The 12,165-nt window shown below is 72.9% G+C and carries 15 protein-coding genes; 5 read left to right on the forward strand and 10 right to left on the reverse strand.

Annotation, left to right across the window (positions count from 1 at the left end):
• From ACFC1F_RS39780 to ACFC1F_RS39790, 3 genes are all read right to left on the reverse strand, one after another.
• On the reverse strand, nt 1-254 hold a 254-nt coding region (locus ACFC1F_RS39780), incomplete at its 3' end, for an ATP-binding cassette domain-containing protein (protein ID WP_376166201.1).
• Between the two features lie 322 nt (nt 255-576).
• Nucleotides 577-1,131, reverse strand: a complete 555-nt coding sequence (gene ssuE / locus ACFC1F_RS39785) for an NADPH-dependent FMN reductase (protein ID WP_376166204.1) — start codon at nt 1,129-1,131, stop codon at nt 577-579.
• Between the two features lie 150 nt (nt 1,132-1,281).
• Complete coding sequence (locus tag ACFC1F_RS39790) at nt 1,282-1,368, reverse strand: putative leader peptide (protein WP_352297720.1); 87 nt, start codon at nt 1,366-1,368, stop codon at nt 1,282-1,284.
• A gap of 230 nt (nt 1,369-1,598) precedes the next feature.
• On the opposite strand from ACFC1F_RS39790, the gene ACFC1F_RS39795 reads away from it, so the two are divergent.
• Nucleotides 1,599-2,993 carry an LCP family protein gene (locus ACFC1F_RS39795; RefSeq protein ID WP_376166207.1) on the forward strand — a complete coding sequence of 465 codons (1,395 nt, stop codon included), beginning with the start codon at nt 1,599-1,601 and terminating at the stop codon, nt 2,991-2,993.
• A 170-nt stretch (nt 2,994-3,163) separates the two neighbouring features.
• On the opposite strand, the gene ACFC1F_RS39800 is transcribed toward ACFC1F_RS39795, so the two are convergent.
• The 3 genes from ACFC1F_RS39800 to ACFC1F_RS39810 form a co-directional block, all read right to left on the reverse strand.
• On the reverse strand, nt 3,164-3,976 hold the full coding sequence (locus ACFC1F_RS39800; RefSeq protein WP_376166210.1) for an arylamine N-acetyltransferase: 813 nt from the start codon (nt 3,974-3,976) through the stop codon (nt 3,164-3,166).
• Between the two features lie 187 nt (nt 3,977-4,163).
• On the reverse strand, nt 4,164-4,658 hold the full coding sequence (locus ACFC1F_RS39805) for a peptidylprolyl isomerase (protein WP_376166213.1): 495 nt from the start codon (nt 4,656-4,658) through the stop codon (nt 4,164-4,166).
• A 105-nt stretch (nt 4,659-4,763) separates the two neighbouring features.
• Entirely contained in the window at nt 4,764-6,020 is a 1,257-nt protein-coding gene (locus tag ACFC1F_RS39810) for an alkene reductase (protein ID WP_376166216.1), read from the reverse strand.
• A gap of 81 nt (nt 6,021-6,101) precedes the next feature.
• On the opposite strand from ACFC1F_RS39810, the gene ACFC1F_RS39815 reads away from it, so the two are divergent.
• The 3 genes from ACFC1F_RS39815 (at nt 6,102) to ACFC1F_RS39825 (ending at nt 8,044) form a co-directional block, all read left to right on the forward strand.
• Complete coding sequence (locus ACFC1F_RS39815) at nt 6,102-6,500, forward strand: MerR family transcriptional regulator (RefSeq protein ID WP_376166219.1); 399 nt, start codon at nt 6,102-6,104, stop codon at nt 6,498-6,500.
• Nucleotides 6,501-6,656: 156 nt separating this feature from the next.
• Nucleotides 6,657-7,259, forward strand: a complete 603-nt coding sequence (locus ACFC1F_RS39820; protein ID WP_376166222.1) for an NAD(P)H-dependent oxidoreductase — start codon at nt 6,657-6,659, stop codon at nt 7,257-7,259.
• Between the two features lie 185 nt (nt 7,260-7,444).
• Nucleotides 7,445-8,044 (forward strand): hypothetical protein, encoded by a 600-nt coding sequence (locus ACFC1F_RS39825; protein ID WP_376166225.1) that lies wholly within the window; start codon nt 7,445-7,447, stop codon nt 8,042-8,044.
• Nucleotides 8,045-8,108: 64 nt separating this feature from the next.
• On the opposite strand, the gene ACFC1F_RS39830 is transcribed toward ACFC1F_RS39825, so the two are convergent.
• From ACFC1F_RS39830 to ACFC1F_RS39840, 3 genes are all read right to left on the reverse strand, one after another.
• Nucleotides 8,109-8,594, reverse strand: a complete 486-nt coding sequence (locus ACFC1F_RS39830) for a GNAT family N-acetyltransferase (protein WP_376166228.1) — start codon at nt 8,592-8,594, stop codon at nt 8,109-8,111.
• Between the two features lie 44 nt (nt 8,595-8,638).
• Nucleotides 8,639-9,862 (reverse strand): beta-ketoacyl synthase, encoded by a 1,224-nt coding sequence (locus ACFC1F_RS39835; protein ID WP_148644546.1) that lies wholly within the window; start codon nt 9,860-9,862, stop codon nt 8,639-8,641.
• A gap of 171 nt (nt 9,863-10,033) precedes the next feature.
• A complete protein-coding gene (locus tag ACFC1F_RS39840) occupies nt 10,034-10,897 on the reverse strand; it encodes an oxidoreductase (RefSeq protein WP_209417287.1) in 864 nt (287 codons plus the stop codon).
• Nucleotides 10,898-11,112: 215 nt separating this feature from the next.
• Here ACFC1F_RS39840 and ACFC1F_RS39845 point away from each other — a divergent pair, with 215 nt between their 5' ends.
• Complete coding sequence (locus ACFC1F_RS39845) at nt 11,113-11,991, forward strand: LysR family transcriptional regulator (protein WP_209417286.1); 879 nt, start codon at nt 11,113-11,115, stop codon at nt 11,989-11,991.
• A gap of 78 nt (nt 11,992-12,069) precedes the next feature.
• Here ACFC1F_RS39845 and ACFC1F_RS39850 read toward each other — a convergent pair.
• Nucleotides 12,070-12,165, reverse strand: a 96-nt coding sequence (locus ACFC1F_RS39850; protein WP_360021341.1) for an acyl-CoA dehydrogenase family protein, incomplete at its 5' end; no start/stop codon positions are given.

Below are 12,165 nucleotides of genomic sequence, written 5' to 3' on the forward strand. Positions count from 1 at the left end.
TCGCCGATCCAGATCCGGCCCTCGGTGACGGTGTCCAGGCCGGCCAGGCAGTGCATCAGGGTCGACTTGCCGGAGCCCGAGGGGCCCATGATCGCGGTGAAGCGGCCGCGCTGGATGTCCACGTCCACCGCGTCCAGCGCGGTGACCCTGGTCTCGCCGGAGCCGTAGGCCTTGGTCACCTGACGCGCCGAGGCCGCGACGGCGGCCGCGCCGCCGGGAAGCTGGGGGTCGTACACGGCTGCTGCCGTCGTCACTGGAGTCTCCTAAGAAGTGGGCCCACCCGTTGCCCCCAGCCTTGTCGCTGCGACCCGTGCTGCGACAGGGTGCAGGACGTAGTCCTCGACCGGGAGTTAGCCCCACCCTCCAGATGCACCCAGGCCCAGGTTCCGGAGAACCGGGGCCCCGGTCCGCACGAGCGGGGATGTGATCCACGTTAGGAGCGGCGGCGCGATCGCTCGTCATCCGCCGGTATGAAGCGCCTCAACCGTAGTTGTACGGGGCGCGGCGCCCCTCCCCCTAGGGGTCGCCGCCACCCGTCTCGGGGTCGGCCCGCACAGGACCGTTCCCGACGGCCCGTCAGCAGGTCAGCGCCGGCGCGGCGAGCCGCTCCAGCGCGGCCGCGAAGGCGTCGACCACCGGCGTCAGCAGGACGTCCGTCTCGCGCTCGATCACCGTGCCGCCGTCCTCCCGGACGGTGATGTGGCGGTCGAGCACGAACCAGCCCTGGGTGATGTGGCCGGCGCCCATCGAGCTGAGCACCGGGCGCAGCGCGTAGTCCACCGCCAGCACGTGCGCGGTGGAGCCGCCGGTGGCCAGCGGCAGGACGGCCTTGCCGGTCAGCGCGTACTGCGGGAGCACGTCCAGCAGGGTCTTCAGCAGGCCCGAGTAGGCGGCCTTGTAGACGGGGGTGCCGATGACGATCCCGTCCGCCCGGGCGAACAGCTCCGCGGCGGCGGCGATCTCGGGGTGGGAGAAGTCCGCCGAGAGCAGGGCGTGCGCGGGCAGGCTGCGCGCCTCGAAGGGGACGACGTGGTGGCCGTGGGCTTCGAGCCGCGCGTCGACGTGACGCAGCAGGCGGGTGGTGCGGGAGGTCGCGGACGGGGAGCCGGAGACGGACAGGACGGTGGCCATGGGGTTCACCTCTGGGCGGGAAGCGGGGACGGCGCTTCCGCAGCAGGGCGCGCGCCGCGCGGGCGGCGGCGGTCATGGTGCGGAGGAGCGGGGAGCGGCGCGGGAAGGTGCGGCGCGGGAGGGGAATGGAGAGGGTTCGACGGGCGCGCGTCAGCCACGACAGAGCGAACAGGACACACGCTGAAGGTCGACGTGCCGCCGACGCGTGAGGGTCCATCGCTGATCCATGGCAGTCATGCAAACACGCAGCGTTCCGGCCGGTCAAGGATCGTTCCGGCTGGTGAACACCGGGTGAGACGGATGGTGAGACGCGGCGGGGGCGGCCGCACACCGGGTGCGGCCCCCGGGTACGCCCCCGCGCGAAGTTGCGGCGGAACGATCCGGCACGTGCATCAAAACTGCTACAAGGGGCCTGGTGAGGGCCCCGGGGGGAGTCACCGCACCCGGCGTCGGGCATCCTCTCCCACATGAACACGTGGCAGGAGGGCCGCCCGGGCGGCGGCGGGAACCCGTACGGCGGCGGCAGCGGCAACGGCGGCGGCGGTGCGTACGGGCGCAGCGGCGGCGGTGCGGCGGCCGAGCCGCCGCTGCCGGCTTCGCTGAACCCGCGCGGGCCGGGGGCCCCGGCGCCGCGGCAGCCGCAGGAGTACGGGCAGCCGTCCGGCGGGCAGGCGCCGGCTCCCGGGCAGGCCCCCGGTTACGGGCCGGCCCAGGGCTACGGGCAGCCGCAGCCGGGCGCGCGGCCCGGGGTGCCGGCGCAGGGATCGGGGGCGCCCGGCGGGCCGGGTGGGTCGGGCGGGCCCGGCGGTCCCGGCGGTCCCGGCGGGCCGATAGCCCCGGGCGGCACCCAGCCGCCCTCCGCCGCCCGCTCCTCGCGCTGGCCGCGACGCCGGATCGTCAAGTGGTCGGTGTTCGGCGTCCTGATCGCGATGATGGTGACCGCCGTCTCGACCTGGTTCTGGGCCGGCTCCAAGCTCAACCACGAGAACGTGCTCGCCGACTACCCGGGCCGCCCGGCCGCCGGAAAGGGCACCAACTGGCTGATCGTCGGCTCCGACAGCCGCAACGGCCTCTCCGACTCCCAGGAGGAGGACCTGCACACCGGCCACGCGGGCGGCAAGCGCAGCGACTCCATGATGATCCTGCACATCGGGGACAACGGGAACACGCTGATGAGCATCCCGCGCGACTCCTGGGTGCCGATCCCCGAGCACCCGGGCGACAACGGGAAGACCGTCAAGGCCACCAGCTCGAAGATCAACTCGGCCTTCGCGGCGGGTGGCGGCAAGCTGCTCGCCCAGACCGTCGAGCTGAACACCGGCATCCGCATCGACCACTACGCCGAGATCGGCTTCGCCGGGTTCGTCGGCATCGTCGACTCGGTCGGCGGCGTGGACATGTGCATCGAGCAGGACGTCAAGGACAAGGACTCCGGCCTCGACCTCAAGGCGGGCTGCCAGAGCCTCACCGGCACCCAGGCCCTCGCCTTCGTCCGCCAGCGCCACCAGATGGCCGACCAGGACCTCGGCCGGATGCGCAACCAGCAGAAGTTCCTCGGCGCGCTGGCCAAGCAGGCCGCCTCGCCCGCCACCCTGCTGAACCCGTTCACCTTCTACCCGCTGGTGGACTCCGGCCTCGGCACCCTGATCGTCGACGAGGACGCCGGCCTGACCGACCTCGGCTCGCTCTTCCTCGCGATGAAGGACGTCAACGGCGGCGGCGGCAAGAGCATCACCGTCCCGATCGCCAACCCCGACTTCAAGACCAGCACCGGCGAGTCGGCGGTCAAGTGGGACGCCGCCAAGGCCAAGCAGGTCTTCGACGCGTTCAAGAACGACACCGCCGTGCCCGACACGAAGTGACCCGGTGACCACCCGCGACGTGGCATGACGCCGTCGACGCAGCGGGTGGACGTCACTCGTCACCGCGCCGGTCCACCGCCGTCGCCACCGCCTCCCGGGCCGCCTGGTCCGGGAGGCGCTCGGTTTGGGAGGCCGGACCGGCCGACTTCCCGTGCTGCCGCCCGCTCCGGCTACTGCGGGTGCAGGACCGTGGGCAGGCGGTCCAGCGTGATGCCGAAGAGCGAGCGGTAGGCGGCCAGCGCCCCGGCCCCGTCGAGGAGTTCCTCGGTGCGCGCGCCGTCGGCGGCGGTGCGGATCAGGCGGGTGCCGCTGAGGGTCACCCGGCCGCCGTCCGGGGCCGGCAGCGAGCAGGTGGCCGAGCGGGTGAAGTGCGAGTCCGGCGAGGTGGCCTGCCACCAGCAGGTCGGCACGAAGTCGGCCAGCTCGTGGGGGCGCAGGCCGAGCCGGTACTGCGGCTCGCCGCCCATCCGCACGTCGAGTTCGTCGGCGCCGTACGGGACGAGGGTGAACTCGCCCGCCGGGTCCGACTGTTGACCCCGCCCGTCCAGCCGCAGCGGGAGCCGGCTGAACCTGCCGAAGCCGACGTCGACCAGCCACGGCCGGTCCAGGTCCACCCGCAGGGCGAGGTGGTCGAACGGCGGGCCGGGCCGGTCCCCGTCGAGGACGCGCGCGCCAAGCAGGCTCACCCGGTAGCCGAGTGCGCGCAGCAGGGCCGCGAAGGCGCCGTTGAGTTCGTAGCAGAAGCCGCCGCGGCGCCGGGTGACGAGCTTCTCGAACAGCGGGCCGGTCCCGAGCACCACGGGCTCGCCGAGGTGCACGCTCAGGTTCTCGAACGGCACGGCGTCCAGGTGCGCGCGCTGGAGCTCCGCGAGCGCGGCCGCCGAGGGCCGCTCGGGTTCGGGCAGGCCGATCCGGGCCAGGTAGGCCTCCACCTGCGCGCCGGTGAGGTCGTCGAGTGCCGGGGAATGATCCACGCCACCCATTCCAGCGCGCCGGGGCGCCGGGCGGCCATCGGTCCTTGGACCTAGGGCCGCCGGGGTGGTGGCCGGAGCCGGAGTGGCAGGGGACCGAGTGGCCGGACTGGCCGGACTGACCGGGCCCGGAAACGGCGAGGAGCAGGAAGTCGGCCGGGCCGACGTCCTGCTCCACAGCGCCTCGGGAGGGGCTGGACTACTCCACGATGCCCGAGTCGGCGATGGTGATCTTCGCCTTGGTGCGGCCGCTCTGCGAGCCGAGCGACTCGATCTTCGTCACCAGGTCCATGTTCTCGACGACCTCGCCGAAGACGACGTGCTTGTTGTCCAGCCAGTCGGTCACGATGGTGGTGATGAAGAACTGCGAGCCGTTGGTGTTGCGGCCGGCGTTGGCCATCGACAGCTGGCCCGGCTTGGTGTGCTTGAGCTTGAAGTTCTCGTCCGCGAACTTCTCGCCGAAGATGCTCTTGCCGCCGGTGCCGTCACCGCGGGTGAAGTCACCGCCCTGCAGCATGAAGCCCGGGATCACCCGGTGGAAGGACGAGCCCTTGTAACCGAAGCCGTGCTGGCCGGTGGCCAGCTCGCGGAAGTTCTGGGCGGTCTTCGGGACGACGTCGTCGAAGAGCTTGAAGACGATCCGGCCCGCCGGCTCGTCGTTGATGGTGATGTCGAAGTAAACGTTGGAACCCATGCAGGGATCATGGCATGCCGCACCCCTCGACGCGCGACGGCCCCGGCAAAGCCGTCACGGCGTGCCACCGTCCCGGACCGCATGGCGCCGGTGTGCCGCGGCGGCTCACTCGGCGGCGAGCACCGGGTAGTCCGTGTACCCCTCGGCGCCGCTCGCGTACATCAGGCCGCCGCGCACCGGATTGAGCGGTGCCCCGGTACGCAGGCGCTCGACCAGGTCGGGGTTGGCGAGGAAGCCGCGGCCGTAGGAGACGAGGTCGACGCCCGCCGCGAGCAGCCGCTCACCGGCCGAGCGGCCGCCGTCCTCGGGGAGCGGCCCGCCCCAGCCGAGCACCGGGTTGCCGATCAGCACGCCGTCCCAGGTCTTGCGGATCTCCTGGAAGAGGGGCGACTGCGGGTCGGCGAAGACCACGTGCAGGTAGGCCAGCCCCTCCCCCGCCAGCTCGCCGAGCAGGGCGCGGTAGATCTCCTCGGTGTCGCCCTCCTCGATGCCGTTGACGGTCACGCCCGGGGAGACCCGCACCCCCACCCGCTCGGCGCCGATCGCCTCCGCCACCGCCCGCACCACCTCGACGACGAAGCGCACGCGGTTCTCCACCGGGCCGCCGTACGCGTCGGTGCGCCGGTTGGTGTTCCGGGCCAGGAACTGGTGCAGCAGGTAGCCGTTGGCCGCGTGCACCTCGACGCCCGCGAATCCCGCCGCGACCGCGTTGCGGGCGGCGGCCGCGAAGTCGGCGACCGTCTCGCGGATCTCGGCGACGGTCATCTCCCGCGGCACCACCGCCTCCTGGGGGCCGCTCGGCGTGTGGACGGCCTCCGGCAGTGCGACGGGCGAGGGCGCGACCGGGTGCAGTCCGCTGTTCTCCGGGTGCCCGACCCGGCCGCCGTGCTGCAGCTGCAGGTACATCCGGCCGCCCGCCGCGTGCACGGCGTCGGTCACGCGCCGCCATCCGGCGACGTGTTCGGCGGTGTGGATCGCCGGGATGTTGGCGTAGGTCCGGCCGACGGCGTTCGGAGTGGCGGCCTCGGCGATGATCAGGCCTGCCGAGGCGCGCTGCGCGTAGTAGGTGGCCATGATCGGCTGGGGGACGCCGTCGGCCGCGGCGCGGGTGCGGGTCATCGGCGCCATCACCAGGCGGTTCGCCAGCTCCAGCGCGCCGAGGCGGGCGGGCTGGAAGAGCGAGGTCGCGTGCGTGGTGGGCGTGTCCGCCCCTGCGGCGCTCGTCGTCGCGTCGGCCTTCGTCGCGCCGGTCTTCGTCGTGTCGGTCGTCGTCGTGTCGGCCTTCGTCGCGCCGGTCTTCGTCGTGTCGCTCGTCGTCGTGTCGGTCGTCGTCGTGATCGCCGTGTTCGCCGTGTTCGTCATGAGGGAGACCGTAGAAGCTAACATCAGTGTCAATTTCAAGTCCGCTCTCGAACCCGACGACGAACGCCGAGGTGGAAGCCCATGCGAATCGGTCAACTGGCCCAGCGCACCGCCGTCAGCGAGCGCTCGCTCCGCTACTACGAGAAGCAGGGACTGCTCGCCGCCGATCGCACCCTCGGCGGCCACCGCGACTACCCGGACGCCGCCGTCGACCGCGTCATCCTCATCCAGGAGCTCTTCGCGGCCGGCCTGCACAGCAAGAAGATCGCCCAACTCCTCCCCTGTATGCGGGACTCCGACGGCGGGCCGTCCGAGATCGCCACCCCGCGCCTGGTCGAGGAGCTCACCGTCGAGCGCGACCGCATCGACCGGATGATCACCGATCTGGTCCGCTCCCGCGAGCTCCTCGACGAGGTGATCGTGACCGCCTCGGGCCGGGCGCAGCTGAGCAGCGTCGGCGGGCGGCCGCAGGCGCTGTAGCGCCCGGCGCAGTCGGCCGCGACGGCGTCGCGGAAGGTCCGAGTGGCGGCCGGGAACGCCGGTTCGGCCACGGCCTGGCACCCCACCCGAGCGTCCGCGGCGCCGGGCCCGCTCATAGGATCGGCGCGCCATCAACAGACCGAGGGGGCAGGGGACATGGGAGTTTCGCGGATCGGGGTCTATCTGGCGCATCCGCGCCCGGGGAGCTTCAACCACGCGCTGGCCGACGCCGTGGCGGACGAACTGCGCGGGCGCGGCTGCGAGGTGGTGGCGCACGACCTGTGCGCGGAGGGGTTCGCCCCGGTGCTGACCGCCGGGGAGACGGAGACCGTCGCCGCGGCCGGCGAGTCCGCCGACCCTCAACTCGCCCTGCACCGCGCCGAGGTGGCCACCCTCGACGCGCTCGTCCTGGTCCACCCGAACTGGTGGGGCATGCCGCCCGCCGTCCTGACCGGGTGGGTGCAGCGGGTCATGGTGCCCGGCGTGGCGTACAAGCTCGGCACGGCGGACGGCGAGCCGGCCGGGCTGCTCCGGGCCGGGCGGGCGTTGGTGCTCAACACCTCCGACACCCCGGAGGAGCGCGAGCACGGCGAGTTCGGCGATCCGCTGGAGCGGATCTGGGCGGCCTGCGTCCTGCCGTACGTGGGCGTGACGGACGTGCGGCGGGTCGTCTTCCGGACGGTGACCGACTCGACGGACGCCACCCGCGCGCAGTGGCTGCACCGGGCACGCCAGGAGGCGGCGGCACTGCTCGGCTGAGGCCGTCCGACGGGCCGAACACGCTGATCTGGCCGACGGACGGGCATCCGGTGGCGGGTATCCGCCCCTGCCGTCCGGCGGGGGTGCGGAGATCCACATGAGCATGCTAAAACCAGCGGCGGGCACAGAATCCTGCCCGAATCACCGTGCGACCTTCACACCACCGGCCACCCCTTGGGAGACCCATGTCCGCCGCACGCACCGCCCGCTCCGGCCCGATCCGCCTGGTGCTCGCCGCTCTCGCCTCGCTGGCACTGCTGTTCTCCGGCGCCGCCACCGCGACCACCGCCTCCGCCGCCACCACCGGCCTCGACGGGGTCTGGGCCTGCGACGTCCCCGCCGGCTACGTCTACGACCAGGTGTCCATGAACCGGACGTGCAGCAGCGGTAGTTGGAACGCGCCGCAGTTCCACCTGCGGACCCCCGTGGACGGGCTGACCGCCTGCAAGAGCTCGCCCGGCTTCGTCTACGACGCCATCACCTGGGGCAGCGCCTGCAGCCAGATCTCCGGCGTGACCTCCAACATGTACCACCTGCGGGTCCCGGTCGACGGCCTCACCGCCTGCATGGGCACCCCCGCCTTCACCTACGACATGATCACCTACACCAGCGCCTGCAGCATCAACCAGGGCGTCCAGGCCACGACCTTCCACCTCCGCAAGCCGGCCAACGGCATCTGGGCCTGCGAGATCCCGAAGGGCTTCACCTACAGCCAGAGCGTCCAGAACACCGACTGCAGCTCCATCCGGGGCGTCCAGTCCACCAAGTACCTGCTGCTGGGCTGAGTCCCGGACACGCCGAAGGGGCGGGAGGCCGGTCCGGCCTTCCGCCCCGCGCGGCGCCCGGCGGTCAGCCCTCCGGCAGGGCGAGTTCGGCCACCACCTGGTCGCCGCTCAACTCCCCGGTGGGGCGGAAGCCGAGGCTCTCGTAGAACCCGGCCGGCCCGTGGTCGCCCGGCACGTAGGTGACCGAAACGCGGTTCCCGCCGCGGCGGCGGATCTCCGCGCAGACCTGCTCGACGGCGAAGCGCCCGTAGCCGCGACCCTGCTCCTGCGCGCCGATGTTGAGACGCCACAGGCCCGAGCGGGGACGGTCGTCGGGATGCCCGGGGGCGAAGCGGACGTCGAAGAACGCCATCAGGAACCCGACCAGCCGGTCGCCGTCGAAGACCAGCCGGGGCCAGGCGGTGTCGCCGTACGCGTACGCCTCGGCCAGCGACTTCGCCACCGGCGCCACCAGCCCCTCCTGGTCCGGCCGCACCTTCAGGGCGAGCGCGGCATCGATGGTGGCGGGGGTGATCAGCTCCAGGCGCAGGGCCGGTGACGACGTAGGCATGCGGCGACTCTAGACACCACCGGGCCTTCCGGTCGCGCGGCTTTTCACGGCGCCGGAGTGAAGACCAGGGACGCGTTGTGGCCGCCGAAGCCGAAGGAGTTGGTGAGGGCGGCGGTCAGCGCGCCGCGCCGCGGGGCGCCCGCCACCACGTCCAGCTTGACCGCCGGGTCGAGTCTCTCCAGGTTCCGCGTGGCCGGCACCACGCCGTCGCGCAGCGCGAGGACGGCGGTCAGCGCGCCGACCGCACCGGCGGCCCCGAAGAGGTGGCCGGTCATCGACTTGGTCGCGGTGACGGCCGGGTGCAGGCCGATCGCCTCGGTGACCGACTCGGCCTCGACCAGGTCGCCCAGCGGCGTCGAGGTGGCGTGGGCGTGGACGAGGTCGATGTCCCCCGCGGCGAGCCCGGCCTCCGCGACCGCCCGGCGCATCGCCCGAACCTGCCCCTCCGCCGCGGCCGCCGTGATGTGGTACGCGTCCGAGGTGACCGCCGCGCCCGCCAGGGTGGCGTGCGCACGGGCGGACCGGGCCGCGGCGAACCCGGCGCGCTCCAGGACGACGACCACCGAGCCCTCGCCGATCACGAAGCCGTCCCGGTCCGCGTCGAACGGCCGGGACGCCCGCCCGGGCTCGTCGTTGCGGGTCGAGTGGGCCTTGGCCTGGGAGAATCCGGCCAGCGGCAGCGGGCAGATGCACGCCTCGGCGCCGCCCGCCACCACCACGTCGGCCCGGCCGAGCCGGATCAGGTCCAGGCCCATCGCGATCGCCTCGGCGCCGGACGCACAGGCGCTCACCGGGGTGTGCGCGCCGGCCTTCGCACCCAGCTCGATGGAGACCCAGGCGGCCGGGCCGTTCGCCATCAGCATCGGCACGGTGTGCGGGGAGACCTTCCGCACCCCGGAGGCCTCCAGCACGTCGTCCTGGGCGAGCATGGTGAGCGACCCGCCGGTGCCGGTGCCGATCACCACGGCGAGGCGCTCCGGGTCCACCTCGGGAGCCCCCGCGTCCGCCCAGGCCTCGCGGGCTGCGACCAGCGCCACCTGCTCGCAGCGGTCCATCCGCCGGGCCTGGACCCGGTCCAGCACCTCGGAGGGCTCGACCCTGAGCCGCCCGGCGATCCGGACCGGCAGCGCGGCGGCCCACTCCTCCTCGATCGCGCGGATGCCCGACTCGCCGGCCAACAGACCGGCCCAGGTCGAGGCGACGTCCCCGCCGAGCGGCGTCGTCGCACCGAGCCCGGTGACCAGCACGCCGTTGTTGTCGACACTCATCGAACGAACCCCCAGGCTGTTGAAGCGCTTGTGACAGCGACACAACTCCCCGCACCTCGTGGATACGGGGAGTTGTCGCCTCTTCCGCCACCATGCCAGGGCGGTGATGCTCGATCAGGTGTGCAAGCCGACCGATTCGAACACGAAGATATTGTGGGATTCCTCCAGCCGTCAGGCCTCGAAGTCGGTCCCCCGCCCGACCGGCTCCCACTCCCTGAGCTCCTTCTCGGCGGCCTGGAGGTTGCCGAGGACCGCGTCGACGGCGTCGTTGCCGAGGGCCAGCCGCAGCGGGGTCCGCTCGGCGTCCAGGGCGGCCAGGATCGCGGCGGCGGCCTTGGCCGGATCGCCGGGCTGCTTGCCGTCGCTCTCCGGCAGCGCGGACCGGACCGGGCCGACCACCGACTCGTAGGCGGGGATGGCCGGCGTCTGGGCGAGTGCGCCCGGCCCGGCGAAGGAGGTGCGGAAGGAACCGGGCTCGACGATCAGCACCTTGACGCCGAACTGGGCGACCTCCAGCGCCAGCGCCTCCGAGAGCCCCTCCAGCGCGAACTTGGTGGCAGAGTAGGCGCCCACCCCGGGGAACGAGAACCGGCCGCCCATGCTGCTCATCTGGACGACGGCACCGGAGCCCCGGGACCGCATGTGCGGCAGGACGGCGCGGGTGAGTGCGGCCGGCCCGAAGAAGTGCAGGTCCATCAGGTCCCGCAGGTCGCGGTCGGTGTACTCCTCGACGGCCCCGATCAGCCCGCGCCCGGCGTTGTTCACCAGGACGTCGATCCGCCCGTACCAGAGCAGCGTGTCCGCCACCACGGAGGCGATCCCGGCCTGGTCGGTGACGTCCAGCCGGACCGGGACGACCCGGTCGGGGTGGGCCGCGACCAGTGCGTCGAGCGTCTCGGGACGGCGGGCGGCCGCCACCACGGTGTCGCCGGCGGCCAGCGCGGCCTCCGCGATCGCCTGGCCGAAGCCGGAGTTGGCACCGGTGATCAGCCAGACCCGGCCGGCCGCGTTCTTCTCGGGGGTGCTGCTGGTCATCCCGGGTGCCTCCGTGAACCGTTGGAAAACTTGGTAGTTGACGCACTCTTTTATGCCAGCCCGGCCCGGGGGGCGTCCAAGACAGAACCCTGGTCGCTCGATAAGGAGGCTTTATGACCACCGGACGATCGCCGACTCCCGCGACCGTCAACTCCCGCGACCGCCAACTCAGGTGATCGCCAACTCAGGTGATCATCGGCTCCTATGATCGCCGCATGGAGCTGCGTCAGCTGCACTACCTGATCGCGATCGCCGACGAGGGCAACCTCGGCCGCGCCGCCGCCCGCCTGTACGTCAGTCAGCCCGCCCTCTCCTACGCCCTGCGGAACCTGGAGACCGAGCTGGGCATCCGCCTCTTCGACCGCCACTCCGGCGGGGTCAGCGCCACCGCGGCCGGGCTCGACGTGGTCGCCGAGGCCCGCCGCACCGTCGCCCAGGCGGAGCGGATCACGACCGCCGCCGAGCGGCACCGGCGGGCCGCGGACGGAGTGCTGCGGGTCGGCTTCGAGGCCAGCGGAGCAGGCGAGTTGACCACCCGTGCACGGGCCGAGTTCGCCCGCCGGCACGCGGGCGTACGGGTCGAGCCGAAGCGCTTCGACTGGGGCCAGGAGGCCGACGGGCTGCGCGACGGCCGGGTGGACGTCGCCTTCGTCTGGCTGCCCGCCGACCTCACCGGGCTGCACGCGGAGATCGTCCACACCGAGCCGAGGGTCGCCGGCCTGCCCGCCGGCCACCGGCTGGCCGGGCGCGCGGGCATCTCCGTCCTGGAGGTCAACGACGAGCCGCTGATGTGGACCGAGCGCGCGCCCCGCGCCTGGGTCGACTGGTGGGCGGTCAACCCGCGCCCGGACGGCTCGACCCCGCGCTGGGGGCCGACCAACGACAACGTCGAGGAGATGCTGGAACAGGTCGCCGAGGGCGCCGCCATCTGCTTCGCCCCGGCCGGCCTGGCCCGCTACTACGCCCGTCCGGACCTCGTCTGGGTCCCACTGACCGACGTCGAGCCGCTGCGGGTCGCGCTCGCCTGGCCAGAGGGCGCGGACAACCCGCTGGTGCACGGCTTCGCCGCCGTGGTCCGTGAGTTGGCGGGCTGACGGACTGACGGCACGGAACGGCCCCCGGTCACCTCGGGTGACCGGGGGCCGTTGCGCGTTGTGGCGCAGTGTGGCTGGTTACGGCAGGTTGCGGGCCATCACGATCCGCTGGATCTGGTTGGTGCCCTCGTAGATCTGCGTGATCTTCGCGTCCCGCATCATCCGCTCCAACGG

The organism is Kitasatospora sp. NPDC056181 (genome assembly GCF_042266225.1).
In the GTDB taxonomy this organism is placed as follows: domain Bacteria; phylum Actinomycetota; class Actinomycetes; order Streptomycetales; family Streptomycetaceae; genus Kitasatospora.

Excerpts from the sequence above, each read along its gene's own strand:
- ACFC1F_RS39815 (WP_376166219.1), top strand. The coding sequence starts at position 6,102 with ATGCGAATCGGTCAACTGGCCCAGCGCACCGCCGTCAGCGAGCGCTCG.
- ssuE (WP_376166204.1), bottom strand. The coding sequence starts at position 1,131 with ATGGCCACCGTCCTGTCCGTCTCCGGCTCCCCGTCCGCGACCTCCCGC.
- ACFC1F_RS39820 (WP_376166222.1), top strand. The coding sequence starts at position 6,657 with ATGGGAGTTTCGCGGATCGGGGTCTATCTGGCGCATCCGCGCCCGGGG.
- ACFC1F_RS39835 (WP_148644546.1), bottom strand. The coding sequence starts at position 9,862 with ATGAGTGTCGACAACAACGGCGTGCTGGTCACCGGGCTCGGTGCGACG.
- ACFC1F_RS39845 (WP_209417286.1), top strand. The coding sequence starts at position 11,113 with ATGGAGCTGCGTCAGCTGCACTACCTGATCGCGATCGCCGACGAGGGC.
- ACFC1F_RS39810 (WP_376166216.1), bottom strand. The coding sequence starts at position 6,020 with ATGACGAACACGGCGAACACGGCGATCACGACGACGACCGACACGACG.
- ACFC1F_RS39795 (WP_376166207.1), top strand. The coding sequence starts at position 1,599 with ATGAACACGTGGCAGGAGGGCCGCCCGGGCGGCGGCGGGAACCCGTAC.
- ACFC1F_RS39805 (WP_376166213.1), bottom strand. The coding sequence starts at position 4,658 with ATGGGTTCCAACGTTTACTTCGACATCACCATCAACGACGAGCCGGCG.
- ACFC1F_RS39790 (WP_352297720.1), bottom strand. The coding sequence starts at position 1,368 with ATGACTGCCATGGATCAGCGATGGACCCTCACGCGTCGGCGGCACGTC.
- ACFC1F_RS39830 (WP_376166228.1), bottom strand. The coding sequence starts at position 8,594 with ATGCCTACGTCGTCACCGGCCCTGCGCCTGGAGCTGATCACCCCCGCC.
- ACFC1F_RS39825 (WP_376166225.1), top strand. The coding sequence starts at position 7,445 with ATGTCCGCCGCACGCACCGCCCGCTCCGGCCCGATCCGCCTGGTGCTC.
- ACFC1F_RS39840 (WP_209417287.1), bottom strand. The coding sequence starts at position 10,897 with ATGACCAGCAGCACCCCCGAGAAGAACGCGGCCGGCCGGGTCTGGCTG.
- ACFC1F_RS39800 (WP_376166210.1), bottom strand. The coding sequence starts at position 3,976 with ATGGGTGGCGTGGATCATTCCCCGGCACTCGACGACCTCACCGGCGCG.